Origin of the sequence: Rhizobium grahamii (assembly GCF_009498215.1) — a bacterium.
GTDB lineage: Bacteria > Pseudomonadota > Alphaproteobacteria > Rhizobiales > Rhizobiaceae > Rhizobium > Rhizobium grahamii_A.
The window spans coordinates 2,761,162-2,775,461 of sequence record NZ_CP043498.1 but is presented as its reverse complement, the minus strand read 5'-3'; the positions used below and the strand labels follow the sequence as shown (position 1 = coordinate 2,775,461).

General features: G+C 59.7%; 16 protein-coding genes and 1 tRNA gene. 7 read left to right on the top strand and 10 right to left on the bottom strand.

All coding sequences use genetic code 11. The features are described 5' to 3' along the window. Positions 1–77: 77 nt before the first annotated feature. From FZ934_RS13430 to FZ934_RS13425, 3 genes are all read right to left on the bottom strand, one after another. On the bottom strand, positions 78–269 hold the full coding sequence (locus FZ934_RS13430) for a hypothetical protein (protein WP_153271472.1): 192 nt from the start codon (positions 267–269) through the stop codon (positions 78–80). A gap of 38 nt (positions 270–307) precedes the next feature. Then, positions 308–478, bottom strand: a complete 171-nt coding sequence (locus tag FZ934_RS27825; RefSeq protein WP_194273714.1) for a hypothetical protein — start codon at positions 476–478, stop codon at positions 308–310. 96 nt (positions 479–574) lie between these two features. Beyond that, complete coding sequence (locus FZ934_RS13425) at positions 575–784, bottom strand: cold-shock protein (RefSeq protein WP_153271471.1); 210 nt, start codon at positions 782–784, stop codon at positions 575–577. Positions 785–1,120: 336 nt separating this feature from the next. Between FZ934_RS13425 and FZ934_RS13420 the strand changes: the two genes are divergently transcribed. Then, entirely contained in the window at positions 1,121–1,408 is a 288-nt protein-coding gene (locus tag FZ934_RS13420; protein WP_153271470.1) for a hypothetical protein, read from the top strand. 462 nt (positions 1,409–1,870) lie between these two features. On the opposite strand, the gene FZ934_RS13415 is transcribed toward FZ934_RS13420, so the two are convergent. After that, positions 1,871–1,945, bottom strand: a tRNA-Val gene (locus FZ934_RS13415). Positions 1,946–2,028: 83 nt separating this feature from the next. Beyond that, positions 2,029–2,391, bottom strand: coding sequence for a response regulator CpdR1 (cpdR1, locus tag FZ934_RS13410; RefSeq protein ID WP_003542883.1), 363 nt, complete (start codon positions 2,389–2,391; stop codon positions 2,029–2,031). A 186-nt stretch (positions 2,392–2,577) separates the two neighbouring features. Between cpdR1 and FZ934_RS13405 the strand changes: the two genes are divergently transcribed. From FZ934_RS13405 to FZ934_RS13395, 3 genes are all read left to right on the top strand, one after another. After that, positions 2,578–3,459 carry an N-formylglutamate amidohydrolase gene (locus FZ934_RS13405; protein WP_153271469.1) on the top strand — a complete coding sequence of 294 codons (882 nt, stop codon included), beginning with the start codon at positions 2,578–2,580 and terminating at the stop codon, positions 3,457–3,459. Positions 3,460–3,712: 253 nt separating this feature from the next. Beyond that, complete coding sequence (gene hisN, locus FZ934_RS13400; protein WP_153271468.1) at positions 3,713–4,486, top strand: histidinol-phosphatase; 774 nt, start codon at positions 3,713–3,715, stop codon at positions 4,484–4,486. Between the two features lie 233 nt (positions 4,487–4,719). Then, a complete protein-coding gene (locus FZ934_RS13395; protein WP_153271467.1) occupies positions 4,720–6,405 on the top strand; it encodes a methyl-accepting chemotaxis protein in 1,686 nt (561 codons plus the stop codon). 20 nt (positions 6,406–6,425) lie between these two features. Here FZ934_RS13395 and FZ934_RS13390 read toward each other — a convergent pair whose 3' ends face one another. Continuing rightward, on the bottom strand, positions 6,426–7,400 hold the full coding sequence (locus FZ934_RS13390; RefSeq protein ID WP_153271466.1) for an alpha/beta fold hydrolase: 975 nt from the start codon (positions 7,398–7,400) through the stop codon (positions 6,426–6,428). A gap of 126 nt (positions 7,401–7,526) precedes the next feature. After that, entirely contained in the window at positions 7,527–8,987 is a 1,461-nt protein-coding gene (locus FZ934_RS13385) for a right-handed parallel beta-helix repeat-containing protein (RefSeq protein ID WP_153271465.1), read from the bottom strand. 425 nt (positions 8,988–9,412) lie between these two features. Between FZ934_RS13385 and FZ934_RS13380 the strand changes: the two genes are divergently transcribed. After that, positions 9,413–9,880 carry an Hsp20 family protein gene (locus FZ934_RS13380; protein WP_153271464.1) on the top strand — a complete coding sequence of 156 codons (468 nt, stop codon included), beginning with the start codon at positions 9,413–9,415 and terminating at the stop codon, positions 9,878–9,880. Between the two features lie 65 nt (positions 9,881–9,945). Here the strand turns inward: FZ934_RS13380 and FZ934_RS13375 are convergent, their stop codons facing one another. Next, entirely contained in the window at positions 9,946–10,950 is a 1,005-nt protein-coding gene (locus FZ934_RS13375; RefSeq protein WP_153271463.1) for a bile acid:sodium symporter family protein, read from the bottom strand. 93 nt (positions 10,951–11,043) lie between these two features. Between FZ934_RS13375 and FZ934_RS13370 the strand changes: the two genes are divergently transcribed. Then, positions 11,044–11,901 carry a LysR substrate-binding domain-containing protein gene (locus FZ934_RS13370; protein WP_153271462.1) on the top strand — a complete coding sequence of 286 codons (858 nt, stop codon included), beginning with the start codon at positions 11,044–11,046 and terminating at the stop codon, positions 11,899–11,901. Positions 11,902–11,949: 48 nt separating this feature from the next. Here the strand turns inward: FZ934_RS13370 and FZ934_RS13365 are convergent, their stop codons facing one another. Beyond that, on the bottom strand, positions 11,950–12,447 hold the full coding sequence (locus tag FZ934_RS13365) for a GNAT family N-acetyltransferase (protein WP_153271461.1): 498 nt from the start codon (positions 12,445–12,447) through the stop codon (positions 11,950–11,952). A gap of 251 nt (positions 12,448–12,698) precedes the next feature. Between FZ934_RS13365 and FZ934_RS28430 the strand changes: the two genes are divergently transcribed. Then, on the top strand, positions 12,699–12,827 hold the full coding sequence (locus tag FZ934_RS28430) for a hypothetical protein (RefSeq protein WP_281409913.1): 129 nt from the start codon (positions 12,699–12,701) through the stop codon (positions 12,825–12,827). A gap of 10 nt (positions 12,828–12,837) precedes the next feature. Here the strand turns inward: FZ934_RS28430 and FZ934_RS13360 are convergent, their stop codons facing one another. After that, on the bottom strand, positions 12,838–13,887 hold the full coding sequence (locus FZ934_RS13360; RefSeq protein WP_153271460.1) for a threonine aldolase family protein: 1,050 nt from the start codon (positions 13,885–13,887) through the stop codon (positions 12,838–12,840). Between the last annotated feature and the right edge of the window lie 413 nt (positions 13,888–14,300).

The window sequence follows — 14,300 nt, the reverse complement described above, 5'->3', positions numbered from 1 at the left end:
CCGGAAGTTTGCGCCCATTGCTGCCTGGCATGACGGTGGAAGCCGCAGTTGAAACGAGATTGTCGCTCGCCGTGGACTTAGGAACGATCTCGCGACGTGCGGGAAAGCGATTGTTGGGCTAGTCTGAGTGCCTTTAGACTTTGCGTCTTCTTGTCTCGCGCAGCAGCCTCCGCATCCACCATGCCGCGAGCCGTCGCATTCGTGTCCGCTGCCTTCGTGCCGGCCGCCAGCTTCGCGGGATTGAAGAAATTGTCCTTTGTTGCAGTCATTTTTTCCTCCTGACATGCCTCGACAGGCTTGTGCCGCATTACGTCTTGCGAGCGTGCCGGCGGCCGTTGTCGGATTTGCCCTTCGCAGACGATGTCTTGGCGTCGTAGGCTTGCCCAAAGTTCGTGCCGCCGAGATGACCGCCGGCGCTTGTGTTTTTCACGTAGCGGATTGCCCGCTGTAACTGCTGTTCAGCGCTTGTTTTCTTCATTTGAATTTCCTTAGGAACAAAGACGGGCGGGTGTGCCCAGGCCTATAAGGGGTTCGGTCGATGCCAGTACATCCGTGGTCAACGACCTAAGCCTTATCAGGCAGCCTGAAGGTTTTCAGCGGAACTCTTGCCCGAGCGGCCGTCCTCGACGATGTCGAAGGCCAGCTTCTGGCCTTCCGAGATGAAGGTCATCCCAGAGCGCTCAATCGCGGAGATATGAACGAAGACGTCCTTCGAGCCATCCGTAGGTTGGATGAACCCAAAACCTTTGGTTGCATTGAAAAATTTTACGATACCAGTTGTCATGACGATTATCCTTTTAATCGCACGATTAATCGCTGCCCGACGCGACCCGTCGGCAGTCAGTCATCGATGTCTGAAAGAAAAGGTTCGCCAGCTGCGTTCAGACGCAAAGCAAAGCTCAAAAAGCAAAATTCGATAGCAGATATATAATCAACATCATGTCTTATTCAAGATGTCGCCGTGCTCGCGATCCGATCAAGGTAGGGTTCATATGGGCAGCCCTTGCAAACCCCTCCTTAACGCCATCTAGCAAGACTGGACCTATGCTCGGCGGATAGTTCAGTCCTTTATGGACCGCTCATCGGACATCTCTCCTCCCCCGAAGCCGGAGCTGGTACCATGAGCCCACAGCCCACAATTGATGAAATGTCGGAACAAGAGCGACTCGACGTTCTCGAGCGATTGCTTGCGCATCTAAAGTTTGGGGCGAAAGCTGCTGCGGCGGTCAAAGATTTCGGTTTCGAGAAAAAGATCCACGAGGTCGAGCTTTTATTGAAGGATCATCGTTTCGAAATTGCTCGAGGCTCGGGAGAGAGTTCCGAACTCGTGTTGAGTAAGGCAATCGGGATCTTGTCATCCTACTATCTCAAGCATGGCTACCCGGGAAGTTTCGGGCGACCGAACTAAGTCAACAGGTGGGCGAAGGAGCACAAACGTGGAAAATCTAAGAGAATTTGCGTGTAGTGCAAATGGGGACAGGTGGTATCTCGGTATCGATGACCTCACGAATACAGAGGTCGTCATTCACCGTGGGAACCCCTCCTCGGGAGGCCATGAGACAATAAGGCTTGTACCATCGTTCCTGAGCGACCGGCCGGCTGGTCCGGAACACAAGGCTTTGGAGCTGTTGCTTGCGGATCGAACCACAGGTGAAAGCAGCGATGCTTTCTCTAAGCCAATCCAGTGACGACGATGGCAACCGCCAACTCTGGACCTCTGCCGGCGCCTCCAAGGCCTGCCGCCGTGCTGGATTGATGCCGCCAGATAGCGAGTTGTTCTGAGCCCAAAAAGTGTTGGCTGGACGGGCCGGGCTTGGCACCCGGAAATCAAAAAGGCTCAGCGATTTCTCGCTAAGCCTTTGAATTCGAATGGTGGGCGTGACAGGGATTGAACCTGTGACCCCTACGATGTCAACGTAGTGCTCTCCCGCTGAGCTACACGCCCATCCGATGTCGGCGCATAGACCACAAACCTATTTGGCCGTCAATAGGCCTTTTTCAGATTTGTGACACGCGCCGCGCGAACGCCTACGCAGCAAGCATTTTGTTCACTTCGTCGACGAGGTCGCGAAGGTGGAAAGGCTTGGAAAGGACCTTCGCATCCTTCGGCGCCTTCGAATCAGGGTTCAAAGCGACGGCCGCGAATCCGGTGATGAACATGACCTTGAGGTCGGGATCGAGCTCGGTGGCGCGGCGCGCCAGCTCTATCCCGTCCATCTCGGGCATGACGATGTCGGTCAGCAGAAGCGAAAACGGCTCTTCGCGAAGCCTGTCGTAGGCGCTCGCACCATTGTCGTAAGAGAGAACCTTGTAACCCGCCTTTTCAAGCGCTTTTACAAGGAAGCGACGCATGTCATTGTCGTCTTCTGCAAGAAGTATCTTCTGAGTCATTATCCAGACCGCTGATCAGTGAAATTTTGCATGGGGCTCCAGTCATCTACACTAGGTTTTGCCCAGTAAACAACCGGTGAACGGCTCGTAGGGGCTGTCATCCCCATGAGATAGTATGGACTTGAAGGCCGGCAACTGGCAACATGGCCGAAGCAGTCATTCCGGGCATGGTTAAGAGGGAAAAAGGTGCGCGAAATCCCCGAATATGCGCTTTTCGAGGTCCGGGAGCCTCAATCGCACACCATTCCCTTCGTCTATAACTCACCGCACAGCGGGCGCATCTATCCGCCGGAGTTCATTGCCCAGTCGCGTCTCCAGGGCATGGCAATCCGCCGTTCCGAAGATCATTATGTGGACGAACTGTTCGGCGAGGCGAGCGCGCTTGGCGCCCCCCTGCTGCTTGCCAATTTCCCGCGCGCCTATCTCGACGTCAACCGTGAGCCCTATGAGCTTGATCCGCGCATGTTCGACGGGCTGCTGCCGTCTTATGCGAACATCAATTCGCTCAGGGTTGCCGGCGGCCTCGGGACCATTCCGCGGATCGTTGCCGAGAACATGGAAATCTATTCGCGCCGCCTGCCGGTGCAGGAGGGGCTCGATCGCATCGAGGCGGTCTACAAGCCATATCATGCTGCACTGCGGCGACTGATTGCCCGAACGCATGTGCAGTTCGGCTTCGGCGTGCTGATCGACTGCCATTCCATGCCGGGTAATGTCCGCGTCGCCGGTGCGTCGGTGCGGCCTGATGTCATCATCGGCGATCGCTATGGGACCAGCGCATCCGCGGAGCTTTCCCGCACCGCCGTCGGCATCTTCGAGGAACTCGGCTTCAACGCGATCCGCAACAAGCCATATGCCGGCGGGTTCATCACCGAGCACTACGGGCGCCCGTCCCGCGGGCTGCATGCGCTGCAGATCGAGGTCAACCGGTCGATCTATGTCGACGAGGTGACGCTTGAGAAGCGGGCGGACTTTCCGCTCATTGCGGCTGCGATCACGTCGTTCATGCGGCAGATGGCGGATTATGTCGCCCAGTTCGCCGGCGACAGCGCGCTCGCCGCCGAATAGCAGCAGCTACCTTTCGTACCCCAAAAAAAGACCGCCTTTCGGCGGTCCAAGTCTAGGGAGGAAACACCCAAGGAGGGTATTTACAGTCAGAAGACTGTAATTGGAGGCTACTGCTGCACTGCACAAATGTCAAGCAGCATTTTAGCTTGATGAAATAATGGGCAGTCGGCTAAAAACTGCCGCTCGCGTTTGCAACTGCCCGTATTTCCGCTAAGAAAAGCGCCATTGCGCCGCCAATCACACGGATTTTGCCATGCTTCCTGATCGTTCGTTTTTCAATCGCCTGGCGGAAGCAGCCAAGGCCGAGACATTGCCGCGTTTTCGTTCCGGCCTTGACGTCGTGAACAAGCTCTCCGGCGGTTTTGACCCGGTGACGGAGGGAGATCGCGCGGCCGAGGTTGCCATCCGCACACTGATCGAGGAGCACTTTCCCGATCATGGTATCCTCGGTGAGGAGCACGGCAGTGTTGGTCTCGACCGTGAATTCGTATGGGTCATCGATCCGATCGATGGTACCCGCGCCTTCATTTCAGGCGTCCCCGTGTGGGGAACGCTGATCGGCCTGCAGCAAAACGGCAGGACGATCATGGGCATGATCGAGCAGCCCTTCACGGGCGAGCGCTATTTCGCGGATGCCAGCGGTTCCTTCTACAAGGGGCCGGAAGGCGAGCGCCGCCTGCAGGTGCGCGATTGCGGCGTGCTTTCGAATGCCATCCTGTTTACCACTTCTCCGCATTTGTTTGCCGGCGACGAGATGGATCGTTATCGCGAGATCGAGGGGCAGGTGAGACTGTTCCGCTACGGAACCGACTGCTACGCCTACGCGCTGCTGGCGGCCGGCCATGTCGATCTCGTCATCGAGAACAGCCTGAAGCCTTACGACGTCGGCGGCATCATTCCCGTCATCGAGAAGGCCGGCGGGATCATCACGACCTGGGATGGCGGGCGTCCCGAGATGGGCGGTTCGATCATCGCCGCCGGTAGCCGCGCTGTCTATGAGCAGGCTGTCGCGATCCTCAATCGATAGGTTTATAGCACCTGTTTTGGGGCTATCTTAGCTGCGCGGCTTTGTTTTTCTGGGTGTGTGTCGTTCCGGTTGCGCTTTGCGGGGGTGGTGGACTTCTACCCCGGGCTGAATGCTGGTGCAGCTTTGCGCGTAAGCAAAGATTCAATATTTCGCTGTAATTTCTTTGCGCATTTCAAGGGATTGCGGCACAGGTGTCTCGCCAATCCGCAGCTTACGTCAAAAGGAATTTTTCAGTGTCGTTCCTTCCTATCACCGCCGGCGCCGATGCGAAGGCCATTCTTGATGCGGTCAATCGTTCGCAGGCCATCATCGAATTCGACCTGACCGGCAAGATACTGAATGCGAACGGCAATTTCTGCCAGGCTATGGGCTATTCGCTCGAAGAGATCGTCGGGCAGCACCACAGGATTTTCGTCGAGCCGGCGGAAGCGGGAAGCGCTGATTACCGCGAATTCTGGCAGCGGCTGGGGCAGGGGCACTTCGACCGGCGGCAATACAAGCGGATCGGCAAGGGTGGTCGCGAGGTCTGGATCGAGGCCTCCTACAATCCGGTTCTCCGGGGTGGGGTGCCCTACAAGGTGGTGAAGCTTGCCACCGACATCACCGCGATCAAACTGAAGAGCGCCGAGGACGCCGGCAAGCTCGATGCAATCTCGCGCGTGCAGGCGACTATCGAATTCTCGCCGGATGGACGGATACTGACCGCCAATGACAACTTTCTGGCAACGCTCGGTTACACGCTGGAGGAGATCCGGGGGCAGCATCACTCGATGTTCTGCGATCCGCGCTATGTGGCGTCGCGTGAATACAAGCAGTTCTGGCCGAGCCTGGCCGCGGGCAATTTTGCTTCCGATGAGTTCATGCGGGTCGGCAAGGGCGGGAGAACGGTGTTCATCCAGGCCTCCTACAATCCGATCTTCGACATGAACGGCAAGGTCTGTAAGGTCGTGAAGTTCGCGACCGACGTGACCGAGCGGGTGAGGGCCGTCAACGAGCTCGGTAGCGGCCTGCAGGCGATGGCCGAAGGCGACCTCGAGCGGACGATCGACCGACCGTTCACGTCAGCTCTCGACAAGCTCCGGACGGATTACAATGCATCGATCGGACGCCTTCGCGCCGCGATGCGCGCGATCGCTGAGAACGCGACGCTGATTGCGGCCGGATCCGAGGATATCCGCATCGCCTCCGACGATCTTGCGCAGCGCACCGAGACCCAGGCTGCCTGCGTCGAGGAGACGTCGTCGGCGGTGACGGAAATTTCCTCGACGGTCTCTGACTCCGCCCGCCGCGCAGCCGATGCGGGCGTGCTTGTCGAGCAGACGTCGCGGAACGCGCAGGACTCGGCCGAGGTCGTTCGTGCGACCGTTGCGGCGATGTCGAACATCGAGAACTCCTCGTCGCGTATTTCGGGCATCGTCGGCGTCATCGACGAGATTGCCTTCCAGACCAACCTGCTCGCCTTGAATGCCGGCGTCGAAGCCGCGCGGGCCGGCGAATCCGGCAAGGGCTTTGCCGTCGTGGCGCAGGAGGTTCGTGCGCTGGCACAGCGTTCGGCGCTGGCCGCCAAGGAGATAAAGGCGCTGATTGCCGATTCCGAACAGTTCGTCCGCGATGGCGTTCTGCTGGTCGGCCGCACGGGGGCGGCCCTGGAGACGATCGCGGAGCAGGTCGTGCAGGTCCGCGGCAACGTCTCCGGCATCATCGATGCGGCGAAGGAGCAATCATCGAACCTTGCCCAGATCAACGACGTCGTGCTGTCGATGGATCAGGACACGCAGCGAAACGCGGCGATGGTCGAGGAAACGGCTGCCGCGAGCCGGCGACTGGCGTCAGAGGCGCAGTCGCTCTTCGAGCTTATTGGGCAATTCAAGGTCGGTGGCGAGGACGAAGAGAGCGTCCGCTGGGCGAACGTCGCCTGAGGACGAAAGCGATCGGAAGCTCAGGTGCCGAAGCCTTCCACGTCTTCCGTCTCTTCGGCATCGCTGCCGGGAATGAAGGCGTGGAATGCGGCAAGTGCAGCCTGTCGATAGACGTCGCGCTCGTGCAGCACCTCATGACGCGCGCCGTTGATCGGCACCAGCTGGCCCGCGCGGAAGTAACGCGACAGCCGTTCCTGGGCGATATAGGGGACGATCGCATCGCGCGTCGGCGCGATCACAACCGTAGGGATGGTAATCGAGAACAGGTGGTTGGGTGACGTCACCCGATCGATCGTGTTGAAGGCTTCGAGCAGCCAGCGCGCGGTCGGCGGGCCCAGCACGAGTTCCGGATGGGCTGCGGCGATCGCGGCGTTTCGCTCGAAGCGGACCTCGTCGGACGTCAGCGGATTGTCCCGAAACGGCGATTCCTTGATTTTCCGTGTGAGCGGAAAAGAACCGAAGCCGAGCGAGCAGGCGAGCGTCGCCAGGCGCCGGATCGTGCCCGGCGAGGCGGCCTGTCCTGAAAGGCCGATGAAAGGCGCCGTCAGCACCATTCGGTCGATACGCGTCGACAGGAAGGGCGCTGCCGAAAGCGCCACCAGCGCACCGGTCGAATGGGCGAGGATGTAGAAGGGCAGGCGGGTATCGGGCAGGACGATCTTCTCGAGGAAGGTATCCAGATCATGCTCGTAATCGACGAAGCGCCTGACATGCCCGAGATGGGCTTTCTTCAGCAGCCGTTGTGAAGCGCCCTGACCGCGCAGGTCGAAGGTGGCGACCCAGAGACCCTTGGCCGTCAGATCGCGGATCGTCTCGAAATACTTCTCGATATATTCGTTACGCCCGTGCAGTAGCACCACCGTTCCCTTGGCAACCGGCGTGCTGGAACGGAAAACGGCGTAGCGCAGCTTTAATCCGTCGTGGGTCTCGAAGAAACCCTCGGTGCGGTTCTCGGGAGCCGGATTGTCGGGTGTCGAATAAAGGACCTGGTCCATTGCTGATTGAGCGTCCGTCACGGGATTCGGATATCGAGTAAAGCGGATAGGGGATCGGCGTGTCAAATCAAACAAAAAAGCGCCCGCGGTCCACGGTCGCGTGTGACCGTGGTCGCCGCACGTCGATCATTGATCCATCACCTCGACGATCCGGGCACCGGAGAATTTCTTCTCCTCGATCCCGGCATATTCCACCCGAACTACCTTTCCGGCAAGCGACTTCACCGCGATCACCTTGCCGTCGCGGCCTGTGGCTGTCGCCAGGATCAGGTGGTGTCCGCGCAGATCGACATCGCTGGCGTCGAAGATCTTGATACGGTTGCGTGCGTCGCCTTCGATGCGGCCGACGATGCAGCCGGCGACAGCCGAACGGCAGGAGAGCGCGGGGCCGTCCTTGATCAAGCCACTCGACGGCTTGTCGGCCTTCTTCTCGGGCCTCTCGCGGCTTGCCGTCTCCTTCGGCTGGGCGGCGACCTTGGTGCGGCCGTCCGCCGTCGCTCTCGGGCCATCGCAGGGGCCGGTCGGATCGAGCGCCTTGCCGATGTCGTTGACGGCGACCTTCTTGTTGTTCTGCGAGATGTTGCCGCAGATCTTGCCCTGGGGCGCCCTTTGGGCGCGCACGAGGCCAACGCCGACGTTGCGGAAGGTGTTGCCGTAGACGTCGTTCATCAAGCCATCCTTCGGGCCATCGCCGCCGAGGCGCACGCCGGTGCCGCGAACGTTGAACACCGTATTGTTCCGGAAGACGTTGGCGTTGCCACGGGAATCGAAGCCGCCGGATTCCTTATCCTTCTGGCCGGTGCAGCTGTTGCGTTCGACAATGTTGCCGCTTGAGCCTTCCTTGATGTCGACGCACTCGTTGCCGGCGGTGTTGATGGTGTTGTCGTGGATGTGATTATTGTCGGAATGATCGACCGCGCGATCGGGGGCGCCGCGCTGTCCGAGCTGTTCGGGGGCGGTGCCGATGTAGATGCCCTCGCCATTCTTGCCGCCGTCCTTGAACTTGAAATCAGCGTGGCCGCAGGAGGTGATCCTGGAATAGGCGATCTCGTTGTTTCGCGCCTGGTATCGCATCCGGACGCATTCGCCGCCCGCGTTCCGGATATCCATGTTCAGGATCCTAAGCCCGTTCGGACCGCGACCCGGCTGGTTGCCGATCACGTAGATCAGCTTGTCGCGATAGCTGCCCTTGGTGTTTGCCGCTTCGAAATGGCCGTCGACGGTAAAGCCGCGCAGCTCGATGTAGCTGTGATTGATCTCGATGACGCGCGGCTGCCCGCCGCCGCTGACGATGCTGCTGCGGCTGCCTTTGATGACGATAGGTCGGCCGCTTTGGCCATCGCGGACAGACCGGAAGTCCTGAAGATAGGTGCCGGGCGCAAGCACGATCGTGTCGCCGGGTTGGGCTTTGTCCAGAGCCTGCTGGATGGTGATGCCTTCGCCGGCCTTGGCAACAGGTGATACGGCGATCGTTTCCGCATGGGCGGCCGTCGCACCCGCGCCGAGAAGGGCGATAGCAACAAGCGAGGGGGCAAGCAGATCCTTTCCGCGACGTGCGACGCGGGCCTTCCAGATATCCGTCGGCATCGGTATCTCCATGGCTGATCGTGAAGTCGCCATTGAAGCATGAACTAATATGCCGTTCAATCTCCCCGAATGCCTTAGGACAGCCGGTCGCAAAAGAAAAAGACCGGCATGCGGGACTGGCGTTCCGCAATGCCGGCCGGAGATCGGGCTGAAGACGAAGGGACGATACACTTCAGCCAGCGGGACAGTGTTACCCGATGGCACTATTCCTATTCTCTTCCTCCTGAACGGCTTCCGAACCATGCGTTCATATGCGGTTCACGCAAGCTGGCGGCCATCATTTCGGCCGGGTCTTGAACTGCAGAAAAGCCATCCCCATCTCATTCCTGCAGGCGCCAAACGGGCCTGCGGAACCGTCCCGAAGCTGCCGATCAAGGGGTTTCAGGGGCATTTATCGCAACACGTCGCTTCCTCAGGAGGACATCATGCGTCACGTAGACTTCTCTCCCCTTTACCGTTCCACCGTCGGTTTCGACCGCCTCTTCACCATGCTCGACAGTCTCGGTCAGCCTGACCAGGGCCAGACCTATCCGCCTTACAACATCGAGCGTACCGGCGAGAACACCTATCGCATCACCATGGCCGTCGCCGGCTTCGATGAAACCGAGATTTCCATCGAGTCGCAGGCTCACGCTCTGACCATCAAGGGTGAGAAGAGCGAAGAAAAAGCTGAAGGTAGCGAGTTCCTCTATCGCGGCATTGCCAAGCGCGCCTTCGAACGCCGCTTCCAGCTTGCCGACCATGTCGAGGTCACCGCCGCTTCTCTGAAGAACGGTCTGCTCCACATCGACCTGCTTCGCAGCATTCCGGAAGCCATGAAGCCGCGCAAGATCGCGATTGCGGCCGAGCCGGTCAGCGCGCCGAAGTCGATCGAGGCGCAGGTCACCAACTAATCGGTCCTTCCAAGGCCAATCATGCAGGCGGCGCTCGTTGAGCGCCGCTTTTTTCGTGTCCGCTGTCAGGCCGGGCTTGTCGCTTCCTCGCCTTCCTCTTCGGTGATGCGATGAGCGTGCTTCGTTGCATATTTCTGGGCGATCACGGCGCAGACCATCAGCTGGATCTGGTGAAACAGCATCAGTGGCAGGACGATTGCGCCGACCGACTGGCCGGCAAAGATGACGCTTGCCATCGGTGCGCCGCTCGCCAGGCTCTTCTTCGAGCCGCAGAAGGTGATGGTGATCTCATCAGCCTTGTCGAAACCGAGGAGACGGCTGCCAAACATCGTGAAGCAGAGGACGAGCGCAAGCAAAACCATGTCGGCGATGATGACTGCTGCGATGTCGCCGATCGAGAAGGTGTGCCAAAGCCCCTCGACGACTGCCTTGCTGAAGGCAAGATAGACGACCATCAGGATCGAGCCGCGGTCGACGGGCATCAGCAGCGTCTTCTTCGAGCGGATCCACTTGCCGATCCATGGCTGCAGTGCCTGGCCGACAATGAAGGGCAGTAGCAGTTGCAGGAGGATCTGGCCGAGCACGTCCCAGGAAAAGCCGCCATGACCGCCGACCGAGAAGAGCAGTCCGACGAGCAGCGGCGTCAGGAACATGCCGAAGATGTTCGATGCCGATGCGGAGCAGATGGCGGCTGGTACGTTGCCGCCCGCGATCGACGTAAAGGCGATCGATGACTGCACCGTCGAGGGCAGAACGCAGAGATAGAGGATGCCGAGATAAAGCGGCTTCGGCAGGATCCAGTCCGGCACGAAACCGAGGCCGAGGCCGAGGATGGGGAAAAGCCCGAAGGTCGTCAGCAGGATGGCGAGATGCAGCCGCCAGTGCAGCAGGCCGGCAATCACGACATCACGCGACAGGCGCGCGCCGTGCAGGAAGAAAAGGAGGGCAACAGCGAGGTTCGTCGCTATGCCGAAATAGCCTGCGAACGTGCCTTGAGCGGGCAGGATCGAGGCTATGATGACAGTGCAGACCAGAAGGATCGTGAACGTATCGGGCAAAAAGCGGCGCATGGCGTAACTCATCGGGATCAGTAGATAATTGGTATTTCTTCCATTATGATACGCGATGCAAGGAATAACAGTTATCATACTTCCGGATAGGTTATGCTTGACCTGACACAGTTGCGCAGTTTCGTGGCCGTCGAGCAGATGGGCAGTTTCACGCTCGCCGCCGAGCGGTTGGGCCTTGGCCAATCGACCGTCAGTCAGCACATCCAGCGGCTGGAAAGCGTGGTTGGACGGCGGTTGCTGGCCCGCGATACCCACAAGGTGGTTTTGACGACGGACGGGGAAGCGCTGCTCAGCCATGCGCGGGCGATGTTGGCGATCGAAGCGCAGGTGCAGTCGCAATTCAAGGGGCAGAACCTGCGCGGCAATCTGCGGCTCGGCGTTTCGGAAGACTTCGTGACCAGCCAGCTTCCGGCGGTGCTCGAGGATTTCGTTCGCTCTCACCCATCGGTCGATCTGGAGCTGACGGTGGCGCTGTCGGGGACGCTTTACGAGATGCAGGACAATGGCGAGATCGATCTCGTGTTGGCGAAGCGCCGGCTGGGCGATGCGCGCGGCCGGCTGGTCTATCGCGAACCGCTGGTCTGGCTGGCGCGCGATCCGGATCATGTGCTGAGTGGCGGGCCTTTGCCGCTGATCGCCTTTCCGCCGCCGAGTGTGACCCGCAGCATTGCGCTCGAAGCGCTGGGGCGAAGCCAGATCGCCTGGCGGATCGTTTGCACTTGCGGCAGTCTCAGCGGGCTGACGGCGGCAGCGCGGGCGGGGATGGGTGTGCTGGTGCAGCCGCGCAGCATGGCGCCATCGGGCCTGAAGGAGATCGGACGCGACAGGCTTCCCATCCTCGAGGACGTGGAATTCGTGCTGGTGCCACGCAAGGGGGCTGATCAAACGCTGGTGTCGGCGCTGTCGGAAGATATCCTCGGCAAGGTACGTCGACTGGGGTCCAGCGCGTGAGGCGCGGGGCGCGGTGACGCCTTGAGCTCGCGAGGAGCCCGCCTCGGACTAGGTGGCGTTGAAGCCGTCGTGGTAATTGACCTTTCCAGCCGGCAGAGGACCGCCGAACCTTAGCCGCATGAAATACTCCGCAGGCACGCCCTCGAAGATCAAGGCATCGTCGTTCTCGAAGCCGAAGCGCTGGTAGTAGCCGGGATCGCCGAGAACGACACAGCCCATTGCACCCATCTTCTTCAGCTGCGACAGGCCATGCCGAATGAGCTTTCCGCCGATGCCCTCCTTCTGGCGGTCGGGCCGGACGGAGACCGGGCCAAGGCCATACCAGCCCATTTCTCGGCCATCGATCGTGACGGGCGAGAAGGCGACGTGTCCGACGATGCTGCCATCGTCGACTGCGACGAGCGAGATTGTCAGGACATCCGCCCTGCGCAGAGCGTCGACGATTTCCGCCTCTGTCTGACTGCTGTACGCCATCGGCGCGAAGGCCGCCTTTGTGATCTCGCGGATCGCGGCGGTGTCATTCGGCTGTTCGGGGCGGATTTCCATTGTCGTCTTCCGGTATCGGGGCTTGTGGTAGCGCAGCCTCGGCGTTGCGGCTAGTTAACGGCGGTGCGTGCGGCAGATTAGCGCAACAAGGCTTCTTCTTCGCGCAATTTTCGTTCGTAGTCTCATTTAAAAGTTAATCGCCCGCTTACCATCTTAATACGCCCTCAACCGTATCACTTAGGTATCTGGTTAGGTTCGGGCCTAGTGTCGCTCATCCCATGGTCGATCTTCGGGGCAAGGAGAACGGACCGATGACGTATGGTGTACTCTTCGTATCCGGGCTGGTTGCCTGTGTGATGCTGATCGTCGTGGCGGGCCACGACGGGACAACGGCGGATAGCGGCAAGCCGCAATCCGCCGTCACGGGCCATCAAAACTGAGCCCGATATCTCAGCCCGCGAGGCAGCCAAGGAAACTTTCGACATCTGCCTCGCTGGTGGCAAAGCTGGTGACCAGCCGGACCAGCGTTTCGTCTGGCCCGACGAGATCGGGCGTTGCCGGCGGTACCGGCCAGGCATAGAACTTGGCGCCCTCTTCCTCTGCCGTTTTCGCGGCACTTTTCGGAATGACGGCGAAGACTTCATTGGCCGAGGTTGGCCATGCGAGGCGAGATGCGTTGCTTGCCTTGATGCCGGATCGCAGGCGATCGGACATGCTGTTCGCATGGCGGGCAAGATCGAGCCAGAGATCATTTTCGAGATAGGCGTCGAACTGGGCCGCGATGAAGCGCGACTTCGAGAATAGCTGGGCTGCGCGCTTGCGGATGAATGGCATTTCCGTCGCCTTATCCGGATTGAAGAAGATGATCGCTTCCGCGCACCAGCAGCCGTTCTTCGTCCCACCGAAGGACAGCATGTCGATGCCGCGCTTCCACGTCATCTCGGCCGGGCTGACGCCGAGGGAGACAAGGGCGTTGGCAAAGCGAGCGCCGTCCATATGAAGAGGCAGCTTGTCCTTCCTTGCGATCTCGGCGATCTCGTCGATCTCGGACAGGCTGTAGACCGTTCCGGCTTCCGTCGCCTGGGTGATCGTCACTGCCGTTGCGCGTCCGTGCTGAATGGCCGTCTGCGGGAAAGCTGCAATTTTCTCCTTGAGCTTTTCCGGATCGATCTTTCCTTCGAGGCCAGGAACGCCGATGAGGCGGGCGCCACTGAAGAAGTCGGGAGCGCCGCATTCGTCGGCAATCACATGTGCTTCCGAATGGCAGAAGGTGATGCCGCCCGGACGCTGGACGCTTGCCAGCGACAGCGAGTTCGCCGCCGTGCCGGTCCCGACGAAAAGGACGGTCACCTCGCGCTCGAAGATTTCGGCGAAGCGCCGCTCGACACGTCGATCGAGATCGCTTGCGCCATAGGCCGCGGCAAAGCCGTCGGATTCCTTGAGCAGGCGTTCGGCGATGGAACGATGGGCGCCTGCCCAGTTGTCGGATGCAAAATACATGGAAAAGAGACCGGATGAGATATGATGAGGATGAGGTTTGGGCGGCGACCTTACGCCATCGCCCCCGCCGGTCAAAGAGGCAGCGTGGAATCCATCACAAAAATTGACCTCGGCAATCAATAAACAAAATAGTGCGTAAACTCGTAATTTTGTTTCGCGATGATAGCTATATAGCGCAACATTGTATCACAAATCGCCGATTTTTTGAATCTGCACTCTTGCGCAGGCAGGATGTTTCTGGCATAGATCAATGGAATTAGGACAGGGTTGCTGTCCTATTTTGGCCGCGACGGCCGAAGAGGCGCCAAAAAACCTTACACTCGTGGGGTTTCACGCTATAGTTCTTCAAAAGCGGGCAAATGCCCGCGTGCGGAGGCGGATGGCAGGCGCGGTAGCGCAACGGTTGCTTTCCC